Raw genomic sequence first — 25840 nt, forward strand, 5'->3', positions numbered from 1 at the left:
ATCTTAATAAAAATTATAGACAAAAATAATTTATCCATCATATATGTAGTAATATTTATTAATTAATTTAAGGAGCATAAAATGCCAAAAGAATTCCAAAACACTAAGAATAGCATGCGAAAGAGAGAAACAACAAATAAGCAGGAGATGGATAGTCCAACAATTAGAATTGCATCTGATTTGGAAAGTATAGAACAAAACAGAAGGATAGAATTTTCAATTAAAGGAAAGGATTTAACAATAGACTACCTCTCTATATCTTCTAGAGTAGCTCAGATAGGCTTTGTTACAGGAGAAGTAAAATCAATAGAAACTCCTCAAGCAATTTGTGAATCGATAATAAATGGAATTATTTTAGGTCTTAAGAGTAGAAAAATACAAAATAATAAAGAATATGATTATAGAGAATTTAAGGAAAGATATCTAAAAAAGCTTTGGGATAAGGAAGTAACACAAGAGCTAAAAGAAATAATTGATGAAAATATGCAAATTAACCAATTGAGAAGATCTACTACTGAAGGGGTTGATTATCAGATGAAAGAAGATAGTGAATATGTAACTATAGAACCAGCTTCTTTAAAAAAACAAGAGCCAGAATTATTCGACTTTGCATCAAGCAAAGCAACTACTAAAGAGATTAACAACGTAGTAGGAGAAGTAGTAAGATCAAATGCTAGCAATGGAATTGCGACTGAAAATATAAGGAGTGTTTCCCGTTTTGATAGCAATTCAAAAGAAGTATTAGAACATCCTATATTTAATAGTACGGATGTGGAAGGGCCTAAATTACCGGAAATAAATGGAGGACAATATATAAGAATATCAGTAGCAGGGATTGCTGGTGGTATATTGGGTGGAGTGCTAGCAGTAGCTTTTGCAGGATTAGGATACTTTATATGGCACAGAAAAAATAGGGAAGGCAGCTACGATGTTGAAAAAGCACAGAGGAGCAATGGTGAGACGGCAAGCCTTTCTGAGCAAGCTCAACTTGAGCATTCCAGAGCTACACCAGAAGCAGAAGAAAGAGAATCTTTGCTCAGCAATGCTACATCAATAGCGCATCTATCTTCTCAAATTAGCATCGAGTAAAATCCCAGATTGTGATGGCACAACAGTGCCATCACAAGGATGCACCTTAAGCTCTACCAGCATTTGTAATGCTTTGGAATCAAAGGGGAAAAAGAAACCTGCTCGTGGTCACTACTTACAAAAAATTTTATAAATCTTTCTCTCTATTGGGAGGAGGTGATTTAAAACTCAATTATGTATGCTTGATGATTCATCTTATCGTATACTTGTTGCTGAAGGAGAAATAGTGCATGCAGAAAATCCCAAAGTAAATTATCGATCGATGATTGATGATATTGTTTCTGGTCTTAAGAGTGGAGAAATACAAAGTCATAAAAGATGTAATGCCAAAGAATTTTATGAAAAATATCTCAAAGGGTTTTCGAGTAAGGAGGGTTTGCAAAAGCTGGAAGCTAGTGCTATTGAAAGTGCAACAACAGAACTATCAGACTTAAAACAAGTAATAGAAGAAATAAAAAAGTCAAATGCTAGTCATAAAATGATGACACAAAATATAGAAAATGTTAAAAATACAACAAATATTTTAGATAGTCTTATACTTCGTGATACGAATGTGAGAAGGCCTAAATTATTGGGAACATCTCGATCAAACAAGGAAAATATGGGAGTGTTAACAGTAGGTATGTTAGCAGTGGTAGCAGCTGTACCATTTAAATATTGGTTTTGTAATAGAAAAAGTAAAGGCCATAGTAGGTCTAAAGAAGAAACTCCATCTAGTAATTTATTAAATGTAATAACCTTAGAAAGTAGAGATAATTGTATTAATTAGCCAAAATATTCCAAATACTCTTTAATAGAATTCTTTTCAGTACTTTTTTTTATAACTTCCTCATTTAATAATTTTGATGTTCTAATTATTATACTTAATTTATCATTACTTATTGTGCAAGCAGGATGAGAATTTTCAACAATGTACATCCTTTAGTAAGAAAAAATCAATACATTCACGATAAATTTACCTCATATCTGTGTTTTATGTATGGAATTTGTAATGGAAAATTATGCAGGCAAAGAAAGAAGAATAGTGAATGTAGTTATTCAACATTGGAGCGATATAAAAGGATCAGATAGGGAATGGCCAGAAAGACATGAAATAGACACTGCAGAAATCATGGAGTCATGGCAGCATTGTTTTATTATTGAAGTTAAAGATCGAGGTTATGTTTGTGAAAGTGCAGGAGAAAAAGCCATTGAATTCTATGGTTTTGAAAAAAGGATGTTTATCGATAATAAGTATGCAATTGATGCACCGTTTTTGCTGCTATATAAAATAGGTGCAGTTATTGATAAACTTGATGCTCTAATAGAAAGTAAATGCCCAATTAACGAAGAGGAAGAAAGTGAAAGTGTTAAAATGAGGCAAGTATTGTTGCCAATTGGGGATAAAGAAGGTATAACACATATATTAGGCGTAATTACATTTAAGCTCCTTTAGAATATAATTTTAATTTGATTCTTTAATAAAATTATCTATACTTGTACTACTAAGGAACTAGATAGTGGTGTTTGTAAATTTGTTTGGGATATGACAAAAATAAAATTAAAAACTAAATCTTCTGTTAAAAAGCGCTTTCGCCTTACAGCTAAGGGTAAAGTCATCTCTACTCAGTCAGGCAAAAGGCATGGCATGATAAAGAGAAGTAAATCTAATATTCGTAATCAGCGCGGCACAGCAATTCTCAATAAATCTGACTCGCGTATAGTTAAACTTTATATGCCTTATGGTATTTAATAAAATGGAGGTAAAATAAAAATGGCTCGGGTAAAATGTGGAGTCAATACTCATGCTCGTCATAAAAAGATATTGAAATTAGCAAAGGGTTATAGAGGACGGGCAAAGAATTGTTATAGAATTGCATTACAAAGAGTTGAAAAAGCACTGCAGTACGCTTATAGAGATAGAAGAAATCGCAAACGTGATTTTCGTGGCTTGTGGATAATACGTATTAATGCAGCAGCAAGAGAACATGGGCTTACTTATGGTAGGTTTATGCATGGTCTTAAACTTGCTAAAATTGATTTAAACAGAAAAATTCTTGCTGAGATGGCTGTTAATTATAAGGATAATTTTGCTAAATTAATAGAAACTGTAAATAGCAAATTAGCAGAAAATTCTTAAAGCAAAAACACTTGAAAACATGAGAATTATTTTCATGGGGTCACCGGAGTTTGCGGTTAGTACGTTAAACTTACTATTGAAATCGCACAACAAAATAGTAGCAGTATATACCAAGGCACCAAAACCTTCAGGGCGTGGGCAGAGACTAACAAAATCTCCAGTACATGTTGTTGCTGAAAAAAGTGACATGGAGGTATGTATCCCTGCCTCTCTAAAATCTCCAGTAGAGGAAGAAAAGTTTAGAAATTTTAAGCCAGACGTTGCAGTTGTTGCTGCGTATGGATTGATACTACCAAAAGGAATTTTGAATATTCCAAAATATGATTGTATTAATATTCATCCTTCATTGCTACCTAGGTGGCGCGGTGCAGCTCCGATACAGCATGCAATTTTAGCAGGGGATCAAGAAACTGGGATCAGTATCATGCAATTGGATGAAGGATTAGATTCTGGCCCTGTTTTCAAACAGAGAAAACTTCTTATTGAAAAGAACGATAATTACAAGACGTTGCATGATAAATTGTCTGAATTAGGTAGTGATTTACTGCTGGAAGTGCTAAACGAAATTGAAAAGCAGGTTCCCTTAAAACAGAATGATAATGACGCGTGTTACGCTGACAAAGTAGAAGACTATCAAATTTACGCAAGTGATACCTGTGAAGTTGCTTATAGAAAAGTTAAAGCTTTTTATCCAAAAGCATTCATTAAGATAGAGAATAAACGTATCAGGATACTTGATGCTGACTTTGAAGCTTCTGCTTCAGAACATGGCAAGATTATTAACGATAATATACATATAAGTTTAAGAGGCGGCACTTTAATTCCTAAAGTTGTACAAATGGAAGGAAGAAATCCTTGCAGTATTGAAGACTTCGTTCGTGGCTTAAAGTCAAGTGTGACAAAAAAATTTATAGAATAAACTACTTTAAATTAGTACAGAAATGTAATAGCTAAATTTCTTTTTCTTAGATATAATCTTAAAAAACCTTCCATATGAAAATGAAAATTAAAAGAGCTTTAATATCAGTATATGATAAAACAAATATAATTGACCTTGCATCATTTCTAATGCAGCAACAAATAGAAATTCTTTCAACGGGCAATACTTATGAAGTGCTATCTGATGCCGGAATAAAAACACGAGAAGTTTCAGATTACACACAATTTCCAGAGATACTAGGTGGTAGAGTGAAAACTTTACATCCTAAAATTCATGGAGGAATACTTTGTAATAGAGAAAAACACAAAACGGAGATAAAAAATCTAGATATTGAGCCGATAGACCTGCTTATAACTAACCTATACCCATTTTGGGAAACAGTAAGTGGTGGCTCAAGTGAGGAGGAAATCATAGAACAAATAGATATTGGTGGAGTGGCATTAATTAGAGCTGCAGCAAAAAATTTTCATTTTACTTCAGTCATTTCTAGCACTCAAGATTATGAAACACTAAAAGCTGAGATGATAAAAAATAACAATGAAACAACATTGGAATGTAGAAAACATTTGGCAACTAAAGCGTTTGCTCTCACTGCACACTATGATTCTAACATTCACAGTTGGTTTTTATCCCAGAGTAAAAATAATGAATTGCCAGAGTTTTTTGCACTATATGGACATAAAGTACAAGAACTCAGGTATGGTGAAAATCCTCATCAAAAAGCTGCATTTTATAGCAATCAATTTACCAAATATCCGCTGGAAAAAATACATGGAAAAGAGTTGAGTTATAATAATATAGTAGATATAGAGTCCGCACTTAACATAATTTCTGAGTTTAAAGAGCCTGCAGCAGTGATAGTAAAGCACAATAACCCATGTGGTGCTGCTGTTGGCAATAATGCTTTGGAGGTATATGAAAAGGCTCTATCGTGTGATGAAATAAGCAGTTTTGGTGGCATAGTTGCCTTAAATCGGGAGATAGATTTAAAGCTAGCAGAAAAATTAAACGAGATATTTTTGGAAGTAGTGATAGCACCTTCAGTCAGCAATGAAGCACTAAAAATTTTGCAAAGAAAGAAAAATTTAAGAGTGATTATTCATAAATCTTTCCAACAAAATGAGAAGTACCAAATTAAAAATGTTGTTGGCGGGTTCTTAGTGCAAGAAAATAATAACCACGCAATAGGAGAAATGAGTCAAGTAACAGAATGTACTACAACAGAAAAAGAGGACCTTATTTTTGCTTGGAAAATATGTAAACACGTAAAATCCAATGCAATAGTGATAGCAAAAGGCGGTTGTGCTATTGGCATTGGTGCAGGACAAACAAGCAGAATAGATAGTGTAAATATTGCAGTAAAAAAAGCAGGTGAAAAATGTAAAGGCGCGGTACTTGCTTCAGATGCATTTTTTCCATTCCCAGATAGCATAGTAGAAAGTGCAAAACATGGGATCACAGCTATAATTCAGCCTGGCGGTTCGTTGAAAGATCAAGATGTGATAGCAGCTGCAAATGAGAATAAAATTGCTATGTTTTTCACTGGCGTTCGCAGTTTTTTCCATTAGGCTTTGTGTCTTATGGCTAGAGATTTTTCCATATCATACCACCATAACTGTACGAACATTGTGTGATATAAGAGATCAAGAATGACGTCAGCTGACACTGGTTAGCTATAGCAGAAATATCAAACATTACTACTGCCAGTAATCAATGAATGGCGCAGCCGCCCACTGCAATCAATGTATCCAATAGTGTTCATGGTTTTTTAAGGAGTTGTGTGAGTAGATGCATGTATAACATATTAGCAAAATGGCAGAAAAGAAGTTTTATTTGGCTGAAAGCGAAGTTTTAGTTGGGAGTGCTAAATGACCTTAAAGAGAGAGGAGTAGAGGACTGCATGTATTAAAAAGCTTTCCTACAGCGATAAATAGCTAATGCGGAAATGTATAGTGCATCAGATAAGGAATTCACTGAAATATGTATCCAGTAAAGATGTGAAAGTTTTCATGAATGATCTGAAAAAAGTATACCGTGCTGCAAGCAGAGAAATTGCCGAGAATTATTTGCTTGAGCTGGAAGAAAAATGGAGTGAAAAATATCCCTTGGTTACAAAATCGTGGCAAAACAATTGGGAAAATTTGTCTGGTTATTTTAAGTATTCTGGGCCAGTTAGGAAGCTAATTTATACTACTAATCCTATTGAGGGGCTGCATAGGCAGATCAGAAAATTTACCAACACAAATGCCTTGTATAAGCAGGTATATTGTGCTATAAAAAAAGTAGAGTAAAAGTGGACTACAACTTTGCCTTTTAACTATGTCTCAACTTGACATCTTCTTTCCTGGTAGATTGAAAATCGAGTTGAATTAAAAATTCGGTTTGACACAGTTTATTTAACACTCCCTAATCTTTTTACAGGGATTTAAAATAGCACTATTGCGATTCACACCAGATCTTAATGAGTAACCGTTCACGGATTGTGAGAATGAATAAAGAACTAAGCAGTGACAGCTACTAGATTCTGTAGCTTTTGAAAGGGGTTCTGGCCATTTAGACGTGATGTCAAAAATATCGACAACATTCTTTCCACGAATCTTTCTCCACGTTCTGACCAGGTGAAAAAGCTGTTTTTACGATAAATTACGTACCGTCTAATTTGCCGTTCTGCAAGGTTGTTGGTTGTTTCTATCACTTCAGGTTTTCTTAAAAACTTCCACATCATATCCTCAGACCGTAACATCTTAGCGGCCATTCTTGAAGCTTGAGTGCTATTTACAACCCTCGTCATTTTACGTAAAAAATGTTTTACCCTTTTCTGAATTTTTCGCATCAGTCGATAAAATCTCAAATTATCTATCAAATTTTGTTTTTTTGCCTTATCTACTACAAACACCTTATTGCTGAGCGATTTTAGTGCTTGGCCAATTTTGCTTACTTCAACATTTTTACTATGGGCAAATCTCTCAAAATCTCTTGCCAAATGTGCCCAACATATCTGTCTATTTTCACGATTGAAGTAATTGTATACAGCGTATCTATCGCTCACAACTATACCATCATATTCTGGCATAAACTCTTCAACACCTTCTTACCACGAGACTCAGTTACCCTCAGAAGTGTCAACGCTTTGTTCGTTATTACCCAACTCCAGCCTCTCTTTCCTTGATCTGTTTCGTCTATATGCAAATATTCGCTTTCTTGCAACTCTTCCTTCATTTTTTCATATTCAGATGCACACTTCTTCGATACCCTGCGTTCAGTATTTGAAACTAAACCAAGGCTTATATTTAGATTAAAAATACTGCCTAAAATTTGCTGTACCTCTCTTTTTGAGTTAATAAAAAAGCCGCTAAGGCTGCTTATGATCGCTTTAGCATTAGACCCTAGAAGATCTCTTGCAACACCTTCGGGTAAATTTGCTGTAATTCTTTTTTTACATACTCTACAACGTCCTCTTTGCAATCTGTACTCAGTTATAATTGGCTTAATTTCTGGCAACTCTGCCTTCTGATGAATAATTTCATCTTCTAAAATAACCTTACCTCCACACATACAAATCGTATCAATTGTGCAGCTCACTACCTCATCTGCAGCCATTAATTTACGCTTATGCACCTTATGTCCTGGCTGACCTCCTGGTTTTTTATCACTTTTCTTTTTTGCTTTCTTACGATATATATCTCGTGACGGTGGTAGCGATGAATTTTGCGAATTTAAGCCCAATTTGTCTTCTAATTCAACTATTTTTGCTTTCAAGCTATCATTTTCTCTGATCAGCGCTTTTATTTCTTCCTTGAGATTAACGTTTTCTGCTACAACCCTCTCTTGCAGCACTGTTATCATTTACCCATTCCATATTTAGCTTCCTATTTCTTTACACTTTTATACTTACTTTGTAAACCACTTTATCTCCGTGAACGGTTACGCGGGAAAAGGTTGAAAAACAGAAGAAATGTCATGGAAGAACGTCAAAATTGCCTGTATTGGAAGGCAAAATCCTCTGTATTATCAAACTTATATAACACACCGATTCTTGAGTAACTTGTATAACTCAAACATTTGCCGATTATTCAAGAAAATGGAACCACTTTTGGCTAAAAAAATCTCAATAAAAAAGGACAGGCCAGAAAGAATTTTGAAGATATTAGCAGATGTAACCAATACAACGGCCAAAAGATAGAAAAATTGTCTTATTCTGGAAAGAAAAGAGTAAACACAATGAAAGCAGAAATCGTTATAAAAGAAGATGGGCAAATTCTATCAGTGTCACACAGAGCACGATTTTAAGATACGAAAACAGGAAAAAATGTTGCCAAAAGAGAATGTAAAGTATGCAGATTCTGGGGTGGCAAAAATTGAGAGTAACGTTGTAATTCCACATAAAAGGTATCGGGCTGACGGATGATCAACAATCGGAAGCTGGTATCATTTAGGTAGAGCATAAAATCCGTGAAATTAAGATTTTATGTCGCATACCTATCGCAATTTTCAGAAGAAATACAACATGAATAATTGCTGATCTGGTAAACCTCAGACATGGGTTTTTATTGATCCTGCTGTTCGCCTAACTCATGCTGAAATTAGTTGCATACCGTTTCGCAGTGGGTCTTTCAATCAACCATCTTGCCAGCAAAAATTTACCTTCCATGAATATAAATGTAAAAGAAATGGTTGCACAAATTGAAAAGAGAAAAGGTGGAAAATAGTAATATTTGGATATAAACTACTTCCTTGCTCACGAAAGTTAGCTCTTATCATAACATTTTTACAAACGTAAAAGGAAGTTTTTATAGGATTGGGGCTAAAGAAAACTTGCATATAAATGTATCAAGGTGTAAAATTGTAAATATTGAAAATGAATAGGTTAGTTATGAATCTTGTAACAAGATCCGCTATCGATTTCACTGCTCCTGCTGTTCTCGCTAACGGAAAAATAGTTGACGACTTCTGCTTAGGTAAACATATAAAGGATAAGTATGCTGTCCTTTTTTTCTATCCGCTTGATTTTACTTTTGTCTGTCCAACTGAGTTGATATCACTTAGTAACAAAATAGAAGACTTTTCAAAACGTGGTGTTGAAGTTATAGGGTTAAGTGTAGATTCAAAATTCTCACATTTTAAATGGAGAGAGACTCCAGTTAATGATGGTGGCATTGGAGAGATTAGCTACACTTTAGTATCTGACCTTAAAAAAGCTATAGCAAGAGATTATGGAGTATTACATGATGACTCAATTGCACTAAGAGCAACTTTCATTATTGATGATAAGTTTGTTGTGCGTCATCAATCGATAAATGATTTACCTTTAGGACGTAATGTCGATGAGTTTATTAGAATTATTGATGCAATAAAACATAATGAAGAGCATGGTGAAGTATGTCCAGCAGGGTGGAAAAAAGGCAAGCCTGCAATGCAGGCAAGCGATGAAGGAGTGGCTGATTATCTAAACTCACACAGTGCAGAATTATAGATTTAGTACAAAAGTTCTTATTATTGGATCTGGAGCAGCGGGTTATGCTGCTGCTATATATGCAGCACGTGCAAATTTAGAGCCAATTGTAACAACAGGAATGCAACCTGGTGGCCAACTTACAATTACTACTGATGTTGAAAACTATCCAGGTTTTATTTCTATACAAGGTCCAGAACTCATGGAACAAAAGAGGTTGCATGCAGAGAAGGTGGGGGCAAGGATAATAGATGACGAAATAAAAAGCGTTGAACAATTTGAGGATTCTAATGAGTATAGATTCAAGTCCTTTGGTAATAGTAATGACTACTATTCAGATGCAATTATAATCGCAGCTGGTGCGCAAGCAAAGTGGCTTGATCTGGAGAGTGAAAAGAAATTTCAAGGTTATGGAGTTTCAGCATGTGCAACTTGTGATGGCGCATTTTTTAAGAATAAAGTTGTAGTTGTGATTGGTGGTGGAAATACTGCCGTTGAAGAGGCAATATTTTTAACTCGATTTGCCAAAGAAGTAATATTAATACACAGGCGTAATTCATTAAGAGCGGAAAAAGTAATGCAAGATAGACTCTTTAAAAATGATAAGATAAAAATAATGTGGAACCATACCGTGGAGCAAATTCTTGGGGAAGAAAATCCTAAAAAAGTTACTGGCATTACAATTAAATCGACGGAAACCAATGAAGTTCAGGAGTTGAAAGTGGATGGTGTGTTCATTGCAATTGGGCATGCACCAAATACAGGTATTTTTAAGGGCTTTGTTGAAATGGATCAGCAAGGTTATATAATTACGAAACCTGGGACAACTCTAACCAGTAGGGCAGGAGTGTTTGCTGCTGGTGATGTTCAAGATAAGGTATATCGCCAGGCAGTAGTTGCTGCAGGAACAGGGTGCATGGCTGCACTTGATGCGGAAAAGTTTTTAGAATCATAACTAGTTTTAAAGTTTTCAATTAAATTGCTTGCAATTTTCTTTGTTTTTTTTATAATTATGTTAATAAATTATAAGATGAGGAGAATTTAGTATGCCTTTTGAAAACAATGTAGCTTTTGGAAGAAGATTTGTTGATGGTACAGCATTAGGACAGTTCAGTGCATCAACAAAAAAGTTATTTAAGGCAATTGATGATGAAATTCTAGAAGATTTTAAACAAGCTCTGGAAGAAGGTGCGGATGTTAATGCGTTTGATGCGGGATATACACCACTAATGACTATTATCATGAATGGTGATGACAGCCCTATATGTTTGAAAATGATGATGTTGCTTTTACAACATCAAAATTTAAATATTAATGCTCAAGAAACTAAAGAACGCAATACTCTAATTTTGGATTTAGAAATTTAGAAAAAGGCATAGGAAACCCACTTAAAAAGTGTTAATAGTATACACTATTCTCTACGATTTTTCAACGTTATAGTAAAAAACAACTCTATAAACATATTATATACATTCCTCCTTCCTCTTCACCTTAGGTGGCTTCGCTCAGCTCAAAAATAACTCATTTTTTTGGCTCTTTCTAATAACCTCAACATCACTAAATTCAAAAGTTTGGCTTCCTAAAATTTGAAATTTCTCATGTCCTTTTCCTGCAACCAGCAGAACCATACCCTCGTTATAGGCAATATCTACTCCTTTCTCTATAGCTTCTCTCCTACCTCCTATCTCCAGTGCATCAGGGCAATGTAGTAAAATATCATGGCGAATTTTTGCCGGATCTTCATCACGCGGATTGTCATCTGTGATTATTACTTTGTCCGCACATATTTGTGCTATTTTACCCATTTCTGCACGTTTTGTTTGATCACGATTTCCACCACAACCGAACACTAGAACTATTTTTTTGTTAAAGTGCCATTTTAAAGACAACAGAGCCTGTTTAAGTGCACTTGGAGTGTGCGCATAATCCACAAATGCAAAAGGCTTCACTTTTTCTATTCTCCCTGGTGGAGAAGCGAGTTTGTCTATACATATCCTTTGATATTCCACTCCAGATGAGATAACTATGCCAATTGCACACAGCAAATTATACGCCTGAAATTGCCCTAGAAGTGGAAAAAACGTATCATAAATTTCACCACCGATTTTAATTGTCAGATGTTGGCCACTTTGAGTTGGTATTTGCTTTATTAAAGCAATGTCAGAAGCTGCTTTTCCATAGGTTATAATTTTGTTGCCACGCTTTTCAGCTATGTTGAGCAACTCTCCGTATTCGCCTATATCTGCATTTAAAATCGCTGTTTTTTCTTTTGGCAATACCTCACAAAACAACCTTTTCTTAGCCTCAAAATACTCATCGATACTTTTGTGATAGTCTAAATGATCTTGAGAGAAATTAGTAAAAGCTGCAGCAGCGAGCCTAAGTCCGTGGATTCTGTATTGATCAATTCCATGACTTGATGATTCCAACACTAAGTGTTCTACATTTATACCACGCAATGTTGCGTAAAGGTCATCTGCACCTGGAGTGGTAAGACTGTTGCTATTACCTTTTCTGCCATTATTGATACATGTTCCAAGTGTTCCTATAGATGCTGCATTATCTTGCCAAATCTGGCGGCAAAATTCTACTACTGAAGTCTTGCCATTTGTGCCTGTTACAGCAGCAACATATTTTGGCTGCTTGAATTGATAAAACCTGCTGACTATTTCGCTGTATATTTCTTGAGGGTTCGAGTGGAAGATATGGATTCCAGTGTCACGCACTGGAATGACACCATTTGCTATGCAATCACTTGCAATTATCGCTTTAGCTCCACAAGATAATATCCGATCTATGAAAATCCTATCCCTTTCTGACGCACAAACAAAAAGATAACCTTCTTTGACTCTCTTAGGATTACATGTGACGCCTTTGATTTCAATATCAAAATCAACATTTATAATATTATGCAGTAGTTCTTTCAGTCTCACAATCATTTTTAATGCTTGAACATGGCAGTCTTACTAATGCAGCATCCAAGTCAAAAATCAAATCTTCAGGATCTTCTAATCCGCAAAATATTCGCACAAAACTTCCATCATAATCTGAATTCATTACAGATCTTGACATAGATCTATGATCTATTGGTAATATCAAACTGTCGCACCCTCCCCAAGAAGCACCGATGCCGAAAACTTTCATATGATCAACCATGCAGCTTAGTTTCTCACATGAATATTCTCTATCCAGTACTATACTAAATACGCTACTTGCTCCTTTGAAGTAACTTTTCCATAATTCATGTTGGAAATGGGAGGGAAGTGCTGGATACAAAACTCTTTTGATTTTTGAATGTTTCTCTAGCCACTTTGCCACTTCCATTGCTGTACTTTGATGCTTCCTCATACGTGTTTGCAGTGTTCTTAATCCCCTATGTGCAAGGTAGCAGTCGTGCGATTGAACGGTTACTCCATAATTTTTATAGCTCTCATAAAGCAATTTAAAAGTTTTACCTTCGGCAACCATAGTTCCCATCACTAAATCTGAGTGACCAGCTAGATACTTTGTCACCGCATATAGTGCAACATCAATTCCATAATCAAGTGGCTTGAATAATAAAGGGGTAGCCCAAGAATTGTCACAAATGGTTACGATTCCATGTTTCTTAGCAATTTTTACTATGTGTTCTATGTTTGAAATTTCAAACGTTACAGAACCTGGAGTCTCGATCATGATGAGTGAAGTGTTACTCTGAACTAAATCAATTATATCCTGTGTTGGATCATAGAAAGTTACTTCTACTCCTCTTTTTGATAGTTCATTTTCGGCAAATCTCTTGAGCCTATAATAACTATTATCTTGAATTAAAACATGCGAGCCTGTTTTAGTAAAAGTCAAAATAGCAAAAGTAAGTGCAAATAATCCAGAAGGATAGATCAATGCTTGCCCCCTACCCTCAATCTCAGCTAGTGCATTTGAAAGATAATGAACAGTAGGCGTACCAACATTACTGTAACTGTAATCCCTTGCAACACCATCGTTGATTACATCGTATATACTTTCTCCATTTGCTGCATTTAAGTAATCCTTGTAAGTAGGAAATAATATAGTAGAAGAATGATAAACTGGCGGGTTCATAGACCCTTTATAATCATTAAATTTTCTTCCTGCTTTAACTAATACAGACTCTTTCTTCACATTTTTATTATTTATTTTTTAGATTGTATTCGCTTTGCGTATACAAGTGAAGAGAAATCGCATGTACTCGCTCTATTTCACTCTTTAATAATTCATAGATCAATTTATGCCTATTTAAAGAGCTCATTCCAGAAAAGTCGTTAGATATTAATATTAATTTGATATGTGAAGGTACTGTTGAAGACGAAGCAAAATAATGACCTGTATGCTTAGTTGACTCATCTATAATATTAATACCAATTACACCTATTGAACCACGCAGCTTTTCTTCTATCGTCTTAATAATATCCATAAATGGTTCCTTTAAGCAACAATACGCTCCTCTTGTCATCCAAGTAGCTGACACTGGGATGACAATCACAATTACTTATTCTCTTCTTTATTATCTATGTCTTGATAATCAGAATCTACTACTTTTTCTTCCTCATTATTTGTTGTGGATGAGCTTTCTCCACCTTGCTGTTGTTGAGATTCCTTATACATAGCTTCTCCAAGCTTCATAGAAAGCTGGGAAAGATTAGTAACCTTTTGTTGCATTGAATCAGCATCATCAATGTTATCAGATTTACTAACTTCCTTTAATTCGTTAACTGCATTTTCAATAGCAGATTTATCTTCCGGAGAAATTTTATTACCATACTCTGTCAGAGATTTTTCTGTAGAATGAACTAAGCTATCTGCCTGATTCTTCACTTCAATAAATTTCTTACGCTTTTCATCTTCTTGTGCTTTTTCTTCAGCTTCTTTTACCATGCGATTTATTTCATCATCAGATAGACCACCTGAAGACTGAATACGTATTTTCTGCTCTTTTCCAGTAGCTTTATCTTTTGCAGAAACGTGCGCTATTCCATTTGCATCTATATCAAATGTCACTTCAATTTGTGGAACTCCACGCGGAGCAGGAGGTATTCCTTCTAAACTAAATTGACCAAGTAACTTGTTATCAACTGCCAATTTTCTTTCACCCTGATGCACCTTAATTGTAACAGCTGTTTGATTATCTTCTGCAGTTGAAAACACCTGGGATTTTTTAGTGGGAATAGTAGTATTACGTTCAATAAGTGGAGTGAATACTCCTCCTAGAGTTTCAATACCAAGAGAAAGTGGAGTCACGTCAAGTAGTAACACATCTCTTACATCACCTTGAATGATCCCTGCCTGTATTGCAGCTCCAATTGCTACAACTTCATCAGGATTGACTCCTCTATGTGGATCTTTGCCAAAGAATTCTTTAACTTTCTCTATGACTTTTGGCATACGAGTCATGCCACCAACGAGAACCACTTCGCCAATTTGACTAGCAGACAAACCAGCATCTTCAAGAGCTTTTTTACAAGGAGCCATAGTTCTTTCGATTAAATCATTCACTAAGCTTTCAAGTTTTGCTCTCGTTAATTTCATATTTAAGTGTTTTGGAACAGTTGCATCAGCTGTAATAAACGGTAGATTTATTTCCGTTTCCATTGCACTTGATAATTCAATTTTCGCTTTTTCAGCAGCTTCTTTGATTCTTTGCATAGCCATTGGATCATTCTTTAAGTCAATCCCATTACTTTTCTTAAATTCATCAAGTAAATGATTCACTACTGCATTATCAAAATCTTCACCACCCAGATGAGTATCACCGTTTGTCGCTTTCACTTCGAAAACTCCATCACCTATTTCAAGTATTGAAACGTCAAATGTACCACCACCAAGATCATACACTACTATTGTGTGTCCGTGCTTTTTATCAAGACCATAAGCAAGTGCTGCAGCAGTTGGTTCGTTAATTATCCTGAGCACATTTAATCCAGCAATTTTTCCTGCATCTTTTGTTGCTTGACGTTGAGAATCATTGAAGTATGCTGGCACTGTTATCACAGCATCTTTTACTTCCCCTCCAAGATAAGCTTCTGCTGCCTCTTTCATGTTTTGTAGTATATATGCACCAATTTGACTAGGAGAGTATTCTTTATTATCAGTTGTTTTAACCCATGCATCACCATTTTTCGCTGCAAACACTTTATATGGCACATTTAGATTTTTCATTTCAGGGTCACCATACTGACGGCCTATTAATCTCTTAGTAGCAAAAAAAGTATTACTTGCGTTAGTAGTTGCTTGCCTTTTTGCTGGAGCACCAATCAATTTTTCTCCTGACGAAGTGAATGCGACTATAGACGGAGTAGTTCTTGCCCCTTCTTTATTTTCTATTACCTTTGTATCTTTACCCTGCATTATTGCAACACAAGAATTTGTTGTCCCGAGATCTATACCTATTGCTCTTCCCATAATGAATACTCCCTTGTAAATATTATCTGATGTAAGATATATAAGTATAAGACTCGTTAATTACAAGTCCCGTTTAGTTATTAGAACTCAAAAGACGCGAAAGCCATTTAGTCAACCAAAAATTGCCTAGTAGTTTATTTGAGCTATCGGCTTCTTTATTGCTGCTATTCACAATTTGATATCCAGAATTCTGTAATGGCTCATAATCATTTAAATTAACATCATCTCCTTGCTTTAAAATAAATGTATTCACATCTAAACTGTCATCGATACTAACATCCAATGTAATATTGAACTCTTTTTCGATTGTAGAAACTACATCGCGTTTATTATTAAAAATGTGCGCTATAACTGCACTGCGAGCTACTAAATCAAAGGACTTATTTTGATTCTTATTAGCAATATGTTGCAAATTCCTTAGTATCGATGCAACAACCACTTCGTTTGATTTCACTCTTCCAATACCTTTACAGTGTAAGCACTCTGTAGTATTAATTTCTTGTATATTTGGTTTAATTCTTTGTCTTGAAAAGACCATTAAACCAAAGTCATTTATAAAGCTAAATTGAACTTTAGCTTTATCATCTTTAAACGCCTGCTTGATAGCAGACTCAACAGCTCTACAATACTGATATTTCAACATGTCAATAAAATCAACGACTATTAACCCTGATAGTCCCCTGAGATTCGCTTGCCTTGATATTTCAAGTACTGCCTCCATATTAGTTCTATAAGCCGTTTCTTCTATGCTATCTTCTCCTGTCATCTTTCCTGAGTTTACGTCTATTGAAACAAATGCCTCAGTTAAGGTTATTACCAAAGACCCACCAGATGGCAATTCTACTCTATTGCCATATAACTCAGAAATTTGATCTTCGACTTTATAGTGAGTAAAGATTGGAACATAACCTCTATATAATCTGTAACGCAACTTACTACCCTTTAATGCATTTTTAGCATATCGCCTTACTGCTTCAAAAGCTTCCTTTCCAGACACTATAATCTCTATATCATTACTACAAAAATCACGAACAGATCTTATAATCACATCTACTTCATTGTAAATTAATGACGGAGCATTTACAGAAGAGGCATTTTTTTGGATGTCTTGCCACAATGAAGATAAGTAATCGTAATCTTGCTCAATTTCTTTCTTACTTTTTCCTGCACCAACAGTTCTTACTATCAAACCTGATCTTTTTGGTAAATTTATTGAATTTAATATATCCTTTAACTGTTTTCTAACATTGGTATCTTCAATTCTGCGAGATACTCCACCCTTACTCATGGAATTAGGCATGAAAACACAGTATCTACCGACTAAAGTTATGTATGTTGTAAATGAAGCTCCTTTGTTTCCTCGTTCTTCTTTTGTGAGTTGAACCAATATCTTTTGATTTACTGAAATCACATCTTGTAACTTGTACTTTTTGTGTAAAGGTATCTCCCTCACAAAATTACTGCCAGACTCACCAATACTCTTGCTCACTGTAGAATCAGAGGAAACATTTGCTAGCGTTTCCTCTGTGTGATTATCATTGGAACAGCCCTCAAAGATAGTTTCCTTTTCTTTTTCTGGAATATTAAAGTAATTTAGAGATATCTCAGAAAAAGACAAAAAACCTTGTTTATTTTTTCCATATTCAATGAACACGGCCTGCAAAGCAGGTTCTATACGCTTTATATAAGCAACGTATATATTACCTCTTAATTGCCTTTTTTCCTTGAATTCTTGTTCAAACTCTACAACCTTATCATTAACTAGTAAGGCAATCCTTACCTCGTTAGAACAGTTAGCACTTTCTATCAACAATAACCTTTTGCCATCATTTGCCACTTATTTACCGTCTGCTTTTCATTCCGAAATTGGCTCTATACTACTTAATATATTATTGATTGTCAAGAATTTTACGATCTGCATTATTCGGTTGACTTTCAGTGTTTTGTGTAATAAACTTGCATAGAATTTATTATATTACTATAATCATGGCGAAAAAAAATGCTTCTTTGCTTGTTAAGTTAGTTAGTACTGCAAACAAGATAACAAAAACTGGAGAGGAGAAACTAACAGGCTATTTTTATGTAAAAAAACGTAATCCTAAGAAGCTTTCCAAGAAGCTCGAATTTAGGAAGTATGATCCAGTGGTCAGAAGACACGTATTGTTTAAAGAAGAAAAATTAAAGTAAGTCTATTATTATGTAAAATCTACAGCCAAGTCATACTATAATGATAGAGCTAAGTAATATAAGGCAAGAGAGACTGAAGTTAATAAGGATTATTGAATAATTAATAAACATAAAAGTACAAAACAAAGAAAACGCTCTGAAACCTAAAGTATCACACAGTAGGTCAAAAATCTAAGGGTTTTCCTTGAGATACTTATTTGACTTACTTATTGGGCTGGGTCGGATCAATATATAAACGTAAAAATAACCTGAGCTTGTCTAATGTGAATGTAGTTTGAGTACAGAACAAACAGCAGAGTGGCAAAATAAGATAGAGAAGAAAAATAGAAAGAAATGCAGACTTGGTATTCACTAAGCAAATATTGTACCCTTAACGGCATCATTCCAGTGGCCTTGTTGTCAAGTAATGATTTTTTTTCAAAAAGTAATAACACTTATATTAATATAATGTTAGTATTAGCATGTTAATATTATATCAATTTTTAAATCAAGGGGTATATTATGACAAAATATAGTTATAAAAGTCGGGATGATCAATTAAGTTACGGTCCTGAATTTCAGAACATGTTGTCACAAAAAGTAAACAACTGCGTGGGCCTCTGTAAAGCATAGGCGTCAAGTTAAGGAAATAAAGGTATGAAAGAGATAGAATAATAAGTTCTCCCAGATATACTTTTAGTGAGAGAACCAATGAATAAAATAACTTGCTTATCAAAAAAGCTCAAAGAATTTTTTAATTGAAAAAGCAGACAAAATCTCAATTACAACAAGGTTCATAATTGAGATTTTAGATTTACTGAAGAAGCAGCGGAATTTATGAAAAGAATGAATCTGTGGTTCTCTTTAAAAATATCTTGCAAAGAGATTTTTAGAAAATGAGGTATTGTTAGGAAAAGAAGCAAAAATTAGAGTAAGAATTATATGTCAGAAACTAACTGAATATGGCCAGAAGAAGGAAAGCTAATAGATTAGCGAGATCGCAAGGATATACATCCTCTACAAGAATTGTTAAACTGGTCAATACTAATGTTCCAGAAAATAAAATTAGTGCTGAGCAATAGAGTAAGGTGGCAAATTATTTAAATTGTATAAAAGCCATATCAGACTTGATAAGCTGCCGTGCAGAGATTATGTGAACTATATGCTAAATTGTGCGCAATTCTTATATTTCACGGCATAGTTGGTTGCACAGAAGTGAAAAAGAATACAGAACTTAGCTGTAATAGTTTAGACTTAATCTGACAGGCGTGAATTAACTGACAGAAGAATTGACAAAGTCAAAACCAAAATCCTGTTTAATGCTATCAATATTTTTCTGATAAGCAATATGTATACTATCAAAAAAGGTTTGCATAGCAATATTTACCTGAATGCGGTCTAGATCTATTGTAAGAATGGACCCAATGGTCTACATCTAACTGAAGTCCTGCCAAAGAGGTGTAAATTTTCTTTCTAAAGATAACATTGTAACATTCATCTTCTGTGGAACCTTTCACATATGCCATTAGTCTGTGGAGTTGGTTCGAGAATGATCAATATTTTCTACTCCCAAATATAGCTGCGATTTTCAGGTCTGCCACAATACTCTGTACCACGATCCGTCAAGGCTATGTTGCATAGCACTGATAGGCATGTAAATCACAATGAATTTACGCAGCTAATTTAAATTTAGCCATACCTATATCAGTAAATTTGTTCAGTAAGTAGCACTTAATTAACACACGATTTACCTCTGATTTATTTTTCAAGCCAAACCCAAATAACCTATAGAAAAAGACTTCAATATAAGACCGTGCTCCATACTTAACTTTTTTCTTCCATTCATTAATACCATCTTCATAATTCTCATATTCTACTTGTTTCTTTCTGATAGCTAAACAAATTTTAGCTAGGGCGAATAATAGGCACAATATTCTGCATTCTTTATACACACTTTTTATATCATAAGCCGCATCTGCTCGAATAGAACAAATGTTATATTTATCACTGACTTCCTCTAACATATTGCAGACCGGCACAGCAACACCACTATTCTTATCATTTACGTTTAAAACAACATGTAGTTTTCTTACTTGACCATAGCCACTGTATTTTCTTTTTCGAGTATTATGCCCACCGTTATTATTGTAGATACTAACTCTAGTGCTATCTACGGCAATTTTAATATTTTCCAAATCATCTTTATTGGTTCTATGGTCATCAATCTTCAAATTAAGCTTTTTAAATCTTCTGGAAGCTTGTGTATAGCTGATAACCTTAAGTTTTTTGCCTATTTGTACCATATAACCTTTTACAAAACCTACAGCTTGTCTCAAGCCAATTCTAAAAAGATATGTGTATTAAAATTACAACTTTACCACTATAAGTGTACCTGCAACTTTTGGACTATTTTCATACCAATTTTCTATTAACAAAATGAAAAACATTTCCTCTTTTTTTGAGAAACTCGTTATCAACTATGTTTTTTTAAAAATTTTTTATTTGTGTAATTCTGTAACTTTGTTCAATCATGTGGGCAATAAAAATCCGTGTGTCATAGAAATAAAATTTTATATCAAACAGCTGCCATAACAATTTCTGTTTAGCTAATGAATATGTGCTTTAAGTCTGTGTAGACGCACATATTCATTAGCCAATTTCAGTCACCGTTGTGAGAGTATGCAAATTAATTGCTGCTTTAAGTCTTGCATTAGCAATTACTATGATTTTTCGCATTAGAGCTTACCATTTTCTTCTTACCACTTTCAACAAGCTTGGAATAAAAGGCACCAAGTACAGATTTGGACCTTGCAGCAGACATGGCAGCTGTAGCTTTTTACGGACATTACTTCTACCACCTTCGATAACCAACAGCTTTACCACTTTCCCTAGGATGAGGTGCTACTCCGGCAAGACTTGCTACTTCTCTTCTGTTTAAGTAACCAAGCTCTGGTATTAAATACAGAAAATCTTGTGATAACTTTTCAGGAACTGTTTTAAGGATTTTTTGATGTTCTTGTAACTCATGGCTTTCATCAATGATTTTTTGTATAGTATTATTGAGTTCATCTATTTGGCTATTAAAGAATTCAATAGTTTTTTGACAACTTTCCCTTATATGGTCGTTTTCAGGTGCTTCCAGTCTACATTTTTCCTGAGTTCTCATTTGCGTAACGACGTTGACAAAGTGCAACCAAGGTTGATTGTTTTTTAGAAGTAGGTACGAATAGAGAGAGAGTTCTATGACACTCAAATCCATATTGAGCAAGAGCCCTTGCATCTGATTTATCGGATTTTGCTAAAGTTCCGTGAGATAAAATAAAACTTTTTACTTTGCGGGTATTAGCTCGATGTACTGTGATATTCTTGTCAATAAGAAAATTCGACAAACCAATTTTCCTGTGTTTTCTAAAGTCTTACTATTACCCATAAGTATAAAGTTCAGTAGCAAGCCTCCATCCTTCTGATAAATCAAAGAGACGTCTCCATCCTTTCCAAAGGGTAATAGGTCCAGGTTCTGGGTCATTTTTTCTGGCTAAGTGGCCTCCAAGCTGAGCAATCCATGAAACAACCTCTTTTATAGTAGGAGTTACATTTGGGCATTTGTGTATTTTCGCGTATAAAACTTTCCACTCTTCTTCAGCTAATAAAGTAGTGTTGGATTGGTTCTTGCAATTGTTGTAATAAAAAAAATTCTCCAAGCAATAACACTCATAACCGTTAAATACCTCATTAATCTTTCTGCTGTTTCAAGTCTACATTCTTCAACTTTAAGGCCAGATTTTAAAATTTTATGAAGTATCTCTATCTTCCATCTAAGACAATACCAACTAACCTTTTCAACTGCCTCATCAAAAGTATTAACAGGAAGATTCGTTAAAAGCATCCACTCTAGCGGACTTGCTTCAGGAGGACAGAACAACATAAACTGCATAAAGTGGTAGGTTATATAACTCTTTATACCTTATGTGCCTTTTAGGCGGATCCATCATAAACTTCCCAAACTTAACCTCTAAACATGCTGTTCTTTTTGGCTTATTATCTCTAGCAGGGATTTCAATTTCTATTGTACCAATGCTAGAGAAGTCTTCAAAAAATTCCATAATTTTTGTTTATCGTTGGAAAATCTGGATTTTCTATTTATATCTCGATCTTTGGAAGCTCTTACTAAAACTGCTGAGTTAAGATTACGTGCAAGTTCAAAAAATTCATAAATATCTGCCTCTCTATCACATACAGTTATAGCTTCAGTTTTAGTTGAGTCTATAATGCTATCTGTTTTCTTTAGGCTTTCTAGCCACTTTATACTTTCTTTATCTTCAATATGTGCTCTTTTACGATTCCTCTCTTTTAGCTCTTTGGCTTCTTCAGAAACAGGTGGTCTCGAGTAAATTTTTATTCCTAATGCCAAGCCTTCTGTACTAACAGCAAAAGCTGTATGCAGCATAACACCTTTACTACGTTTTCTTGAGATAATTCCCAACCCACTTGTTTTTTTATGGCCCGTGTATGAAATACAACTTGTATCTTGAATTACAAGAATCTTTTTATGAGCTTTTATTCTTTCAACAGTTCTTGTAGTATGTGAAGCTAGAATATCGCTTTCTTTCACGTTCTCATTTTGAAAAAAACGATATGCCCCTTTTGCTTCTGACCAACTTCCACATGCCTGATTAATTGAGCTTTCAGGTAAACTTATTAAACTATCAGCAATATTCGCCAATCGGTCAGTTAGTCTTTTATCTCCAAGTGTCGCATCTCCAAATTCATTTTTAGCCCATTCACTTGCCATTTTTATACCCTCAATATTTGCAAACTTTAATATTCTAATACTTTATTTATAAGTCCATTTATATTTGTGGGTAATAGTAAGTTCTAAAGTCACTAAAGAATTAGGTAAGATATCTGAGAATTTTTGACACAATTGTTGCCAACCAGAAGTATTATTGTCAAATTCGACAGCATTCTTCTGCTTGTGAACTGCAACAACATTTTTGAATTTTCCGATGTCAATGCCAATAAAATTTTGATAAGATGCAATCATGATAACCTCGATAGTTTTATTAATTTAAGATTGTAAACGGGTATGTCCCACACAACTATTCAAACGTATCGAGAGATGGGCTAGTGTACCTTGATAACGACGGTTGTAATACCAATTTTCCCTCGGTCGCACATGCCCGTGATAGCTCTATTCCTATAGTGAATAGAGCTATCTTTCCCTCTTGTTCGTTTTATAACATATTTTTAACTTACAATATTCTCTTTGGTTACTTACTCTCATTTTTTGTGGCATAAGTTATACTTGTTTGAAAAATGCTTATTTTACAACAAAATGCGTTACTAACCATATATTGAAAAGCTTTTCTCCTTACAATATAACACTAGCTATGCAACAAAGCCATCCCGATAAAGTGAATGATAACTTGCCTTATCGTTATCCTCCATGCTGTCTTCCATCCTATGAAAAATGTCGACCTCTATGATGCCAGAAATTTCGGGACTCAATACCTTCACTTGCGTTGTACCCTGTGTTGTCCATTCCATTAGCTTTACTACGCTCGTTACCTTACGCACCATAATGGTCTATTCTAGGCTGTTGGCTAGACTTTGCCTAGGTTGACCAACTGTATTCTAAACGCTTTTCTTGGCGCACTCAATAGACTTCTTGTATAATTTTTGGCCTTACGGATTAGGAAGCAAGAAATAATAATTCTTGTTCTACTAAGACATGCTCTACTACAACAGCATCTTCATTTAAGTGTTGTAGCATTCCACTCTCTCCTCTTTTCATATCTCACAATGACATCTATTACTTTTATTATTGTACTTACCTCTACTTACATAAATAATTTATTATCACACTTAATATTACGCATTATTTAAAGTAAATTAACTCATTTCTTCCAAAGGCTCTATATTAAAAATAGAAAGTCCAGAAGCAATGACATGCGCTAAAGCTTGTACAAGAAACATTCTTGCGGCAGTAAGGTTTAAGTTGTTTTCCAATATGAACCGCATGTTTAAATCGCTTTTGCCATACCCCCATAAAACGTGAAATGCTTCTGCAACTTCAAGTAAATAGAAAGTAATTCTGTGTGGCTCACAAAGCCTTGCTGCAATTTCTACCACATCTGGCCATTTTGCTAAGGTTTTTATGAGAAATATCTCTCCATCTGTCTTTAAAAGTAAAGGATTTGCTTTTGGCAATTCTTTTGGAGCATTGCGCATCAGTGAATGAGCACGAGCATGCGCATATTGCACGTAAAAAATAGGATTATCTTTTGATTGCTCTTTAACTTTAGCAAAATCAAAGTCAAGAACCATATCATTCTTGCGTGTTAACATTATAAAACGAGTGATATCCCTGCCAACCTCTTCCACTACATCTCTTGCTGTGAGGAAGTTTCCTGATCTTTTGGACATCTTAACAGGTTTGCCGTTCTCAAAAAAATTCACAATATTATGCAGTTTTACCTCTATTTTTGCTTGATCATCACTGAGCGCAGAGACAACTGCTTTGAGCCTTTTGACATAACCGCCATGGTCACTACCAAGCTCTACGATCATATTGTTAAAACCACGTGATATCTTATCGAAATGGTAAGCGATATCCGAGGCAAAATAAGTCCAGCTGCTGTCCTCTTTTTTCAATGCTCGGTCAACGTCATCACCAAATTTTGTAGAGCGAAATAACATTTCTTTTCTGGAAGTCCAATTTTCACTTTCTTTGCCTTTTGGTTTCTCCAGGTACCCTTCATACACTAAGCCCTTGTCGGATAATATCTTTATACTCTCTTCGATTTTGCCACTTTTTTGCAGCTCATACTCTGAAGTAAAGACATCATGATTTACTCCAAGCAAGTTCATGTCTTCCTTTATGAGTTCTAAGATAGAGCTTAAAGTATATTCTCTAATTATCTGATTATCTTCCTCTTCTCTAAGCTCCTTACCATATTTTTTAGCCAGCCCCTCTCCTATTGATTTTAAATATTCACCTGGGTATAAACCTTTTTCGATGCTAATTTTTTTTCCCAGAGCTTCTTTATATCGAAGATATACTGACCGAATTAGCGTATCTATCTGCGCTCCAGCATCATTAATGTAGTATTCTCTAGTAACTTTATAACCAACTTTCTTTAGTAAATTTGCTAAAACATCACAAAACACTGCTCCCCTTGCATGACCAATATGCAGTGGACCAGTTGGATTTGCAGATACAAATTCAACATTGATGGCTTGATTGCCTCCTATATCTAGGGTACCAAATTCTGTTTTTAGCTCATTTATTTGTTTCAAAATTCCATGCCACACTTCTATTTTTAAGTGCATGTTGATGAAACCAGGGCCCGCTATTTCCACTCTTGCAATTTCATCAAAAAGTTCAAATTCTTTAGCTAAAACCTCTGCAATCTCAACAGGATTCTTTTTTTTATGCTTTGAAAGCACCATAGCAACGTTTGTGTAAATATCTCCATGCGCTCTATTGCTTGGAGGTTCTACGACAAAATTTGTTACACTTGTGCTTATAACACCCCTTTGTTTTAATTCATTTAATTTGCTGGAAATTAGAGAAAAAATCCGCTTGAAAATGCTCATTAACTAAAAAGCTAAAAATCTATAGCAGTATAGTGGATAAATGGGGAAAGGTGAAGGG

General features: G+C 34.7%; 19 protein-coding genes and 9 pseudogenes. 14 read left to right on the forward strand and 14 right to left on the reverse strand.

The annotated features are described in order from the left end of the window. The first annotated feature begins 81 nt into the window (after positions 1-81). Both wVul_RS01245 and wVul_RS01250 read left to right on the forward strand, forming a co-directional pair. Complete coding sequence (locus wVul_RS01245) at positions 82-1089, forward strand: hypothetical protein (RefSeq protein ID WP_047758836.1); 1008 nt, start codon at positions 82-84, stop codon at positions 1087-1089. A 178-nt stretch (positions 1090-1267) separates the two neighbouring features. Beyond that, positions 1268-1858: a hypothetical protein gene (locus wVul_RS01250; RefSeq protein WP_238580343.1), complete on the forward strand. Its 591-nt coding sequence runs from the start codon at positions 1268-1270 to the stop codon at positions 1856-1858. Here the strand turns inward: wVul_RS01250 and wVul_RS08220 are convergent. Beyond that, positions 1855-2007, reverse strand: a complete 153-nt coding sequence (locus wVul_RS08220; RefSeq protein ID WP_153295420.1) for a hypothetical protein — start codon at positions 2005-2007, stop codon at positions 1855-1857. The genes wVul_RS01250 and wVul_RS08220 overlap by 4 nt on opposite strands. 73 nt (positions 2008-2080) lie before the next feature. Here wVul_RS08220 and wVul_RS01255 point away from each other — a divergent pair, with 73 nt between their 5' ends. The 6 genes and pseudogenes from wVul_RS01255 to wVul_RS08225 form a co-directional block, all read left to right on the forward strand. Then, positions 2081-2524 (forward strand): PAS domain-containing protein, encoded by a 444-nt coding sequence (locus wVul_RS01255; RefSeq protein WP_047758837.1) that lies wholly within the window; start codon positions 2081-2083, stop codon positions 2522-2524. A gap of 90 nt (positions 2525-2614) precedes the next feature. Further along, positions 2615-2821 carry a 50S ribosomal protein L35 gene (gene rpmI / locus wVul_RS01260; protein ID WP_047758838.1) on the forward strand — a complete coding sequence of 69 codons (207 nt, stop codon included), beginning with the start codon at positions 2615-2617 and terminating at the stop codon, positions 2819-2821. 21 nt (positions 2822-2842) lie between these two features. Then, positions 2843-3208: a 50S ribosomal protein L20 gene (rplT, locus tag wVul_RS01265; protein WP_047758839.1), complete on the forward strand. Its 366-nt coding sequence runs from the start codon at positions 2843-2845 to the stop codon at positions 3206-3208. A 19-nt stretch (positions 3209-3227) separates the two neighbouring features. Next, positions 3228-4127, forward strand: a complete 900-nt coding sequence (fmt, locus tag wVul_RS01270; protein WP_047758840.1) for a methionyl-tRNA formyltransferase — start codon at positions 3228-3230, stop codon at positions 4125-4127. 80 nt (positions 4128-4207) lie between these two features. After that, positions 4208-5716 (forward strand): bifunctional phosphoribosylaminoimidazolecarboxamide formyltransferase/IMP cyclohydrolase, encoded by a 1509-nt coding sequence (gene purH, locus wVul_RS01275; protein WP_047759078.1) that lies wholly within the window; start codon positions 4208-4210, stop codon positions 5714-5716. A gap of 129 nt (positions 5717-5845) precedes the next feature. Beyond that, positions 5846-6521 (forward strand): annotated as a pseudogene (locus wVul_RS08225) (transposase); the annotation flags it as partial. Positions 6522-6648: 127 nt separating this feature from the next. Here the strand turns inward: wVul_RS08225 and tnpC are convergent. Continuing rightward, positions 6649-7994 (reverse strand): annotated as a pseudogene (gene tnpC / locus wVul_RS10230) (IS66 family transposase). A gap of 86 nt (positions 7995-8080) precedes the next feature. On the opposite strand from tnpC, the pseudogene wVul_RS09680 reads away from it, so the two are divergent. The 4 genes and pseudogenes from wVul_RS09680 to wVul_RS01300 all read left to right on the forward strand — a co-directional run. Then, a pseudogene (locus wVul_RS09680) lies at positions 8081-8719 on the forward strand (IS5/IS1182 family transposase); the annotation flags it as partial. Positions 8720-9021: 302 nt separating this feature from the next. Continuing rightward, a complete protein-coding gene (locus wVul_RS01290) occupies positions 9022-9621 on the forward strand; it encodes a peroxiredoxin (protein ID WP_047759079.1) in 600 nt (199 codons plus the stop codon). Beyond that, positions 9608-10555, forward strand: coding sequence for a thioredoxin-disulfide reductase (trxB, locus tag wVul_RS01295; protein WP_047758842.1), 948 nt, complete (start codon positions 9608-9610; stop codon positions 10553-10555). The genes wVul_RS01290 and trxB overlap by 14 nt, the downstream gene beginning before the upstream one ends. Positions 10556-10646: 91 nt before the next feature. Continuing rightward, the gene (locus wVul_RS01300; RefSeq protein ID WP_047758843.1) at positions 10647-10967 is read left to right on the forward strand and encodes an ankyrin repeat domain-containing protein; all 321 of its coding nucleotides are present in this window, start codon (positions 10647-10649) and stop codon (positions 10965-10967) included. Positions 10968-11105: 138 nt separating this feature from the next. Here the strand turns inward: wVul_RS01300 and wVul_RS01305 are convergent, their stop codons facing one another. From wVul_RS01305 to wVul_RS01325, 5 genes are all read right to left on the reverse strand, one after another. After that, the gene (locus tag wVul_RS01305) at positions 11106-12539 is read right to left on the reverse strand and encodes a Mur ligase family protein (protein ID WP_047758844.1); all 1434 of its coding nucleotides are present in this window, start codon (positions 12537-12539) and stop codon (positions 11106-11108) included. Beyond that, entirely contained in the window at positions 12508-13740 is a 1233-nt protein-coding gene (gene metC, locus wVul_RS01310) for a cystathionine beta-lyase (RefSeq protein WP_047758845.1), read from the reverse strand. The genes wVul_RS01305 and metC overlap by 32 nt, the downstream gene beginning before the upstream one ends. A gap of 7 nt (positions 13741-13747) precedes the next feature. Beyond that, positions 13748-14032 (reverse strand): BolA family protein, encoded by a 285-nt coding sequence (locus wVul_RS01315; protein ID WP_047758846.1) that lies wholly within the window; start codon positions 14030-14032, stop codon positions 13748-13750. Positions 14033-14103: 71 nt separating this feature from the next. Next, a complete protein-coding gene (dnaK, locus tag wVul_RS01320; RefSeq protein ID WP_047758847.1) occupies positions 14104-16017 on the reverse strand; it encodes a molecular chaperone DnaK in 1914 nt (637 codons plus the stop codon). A gap of 73 nt (positions 16018-16090) precedes the next feature. Continuing rightward, entirely contained in the window at positions 16091-17854 is a 1764-nt protein-coding gene (locus wVul_RS01325) for an Rne/Rng family ribonuclease (RefSeq protein ID WP_047758848.1), read from the reverse strand. A 149-nt stretch (positions 17855-18003) separates the two neighbouring features. Here wVul_RS01325 and rpmG point away from each other — a divergent pair, with 149 nt between their 5' ends. Then, entirely contained in the window at positions 18004-18204 is a 201-nt protein-coding gene (rpmG, locus tag wVul_RS01330; RefSeq protein ID WP_047758849.1) for a 50S ribosomal protein L33, read from the forward strand. Between the two features lie 859 nt (positions 18205-19063). Beyond that, a pseudogene (locus wVul_RS08230) lies at positions 19064-19422 on the forward strand (IS4 family transposase); the annotation flags it as partial. Between the two features lie 34 nt (positions 19423-19456). On the opposite strand, the pseudogene wVul_RS08235 reads toward wVul_RS08230, so the two are convergent. The 7 genes and pseudogenes from wVul_RS08235 to argS all read right to left on the reverse strand — a co-directional run. After that, a pseudogene (locus tag wVul_RS08235) lies at positions 19457-19809 on the reverse strand (integrase core domain-containing protein); the annotation flags it as partial. 44 nt (positions 19810-19853) lie between these two features. Further along, positions 19854-20664: pseudogene (locus wVul_RS09685) on the reverse strand (transposase). A gap of 168 nt (positions 20665-20832) precedes the next feature. Next, positions 20833-21709 (reverse strand): annotated as a pseudogene (locus wVul_RS01345) (IS110 family transposase). Beyond that, a pseudogene (locus wVul_RS01350) lies at positions 21606-22975 on the reverse strand (IS4 family transposase). Before wVul_RS01350 ends, wVul_RS01345 begins: the two co-directional pseudogenes overlap by 104 nt. Before the next feature lie 75 nt (positions 22976-23050). Continuing rightward, a pseudogene (locus wVul_RS01355) lies at positions 23051-23227 on the reverse strand (IS110 family transposase); the annotation flags it as partial. Positions 23228-23571: 344 nt separating this feature from the next. Next, entirely contained in the window at positions 23572-23763 is a 192-nt protein-coding gene (locus tag wVul_RS01360) for a hypothetical protein (RefSeq protein WP_179943843.1), read from the reverse strand. A gap of 312 nt (positions 23764-24075) precedes the next feature. After that, entirely contained in the window at positions 24076-25782 is a 1707-nt protein-coding gene (gene argS, locus wVul_RS01365; RefSeq protein ID WP_047758851.1) for an arginine--tRNA ligase, read from the reverse strand. Between the last annotated feature and the right edge of the window lie 58 nt (positions 25783-25840).

It is taken from the genome of Wolbachia endosymbiont of Armadillidium vulgare str. wVulC (genome assembly GCF_001027565.1).
Lineage (GTDB): Bacteria > Pseudomonadota > Alphaproteobacteria > Rickettsiales > Anaplasmataceae > Wolbachia.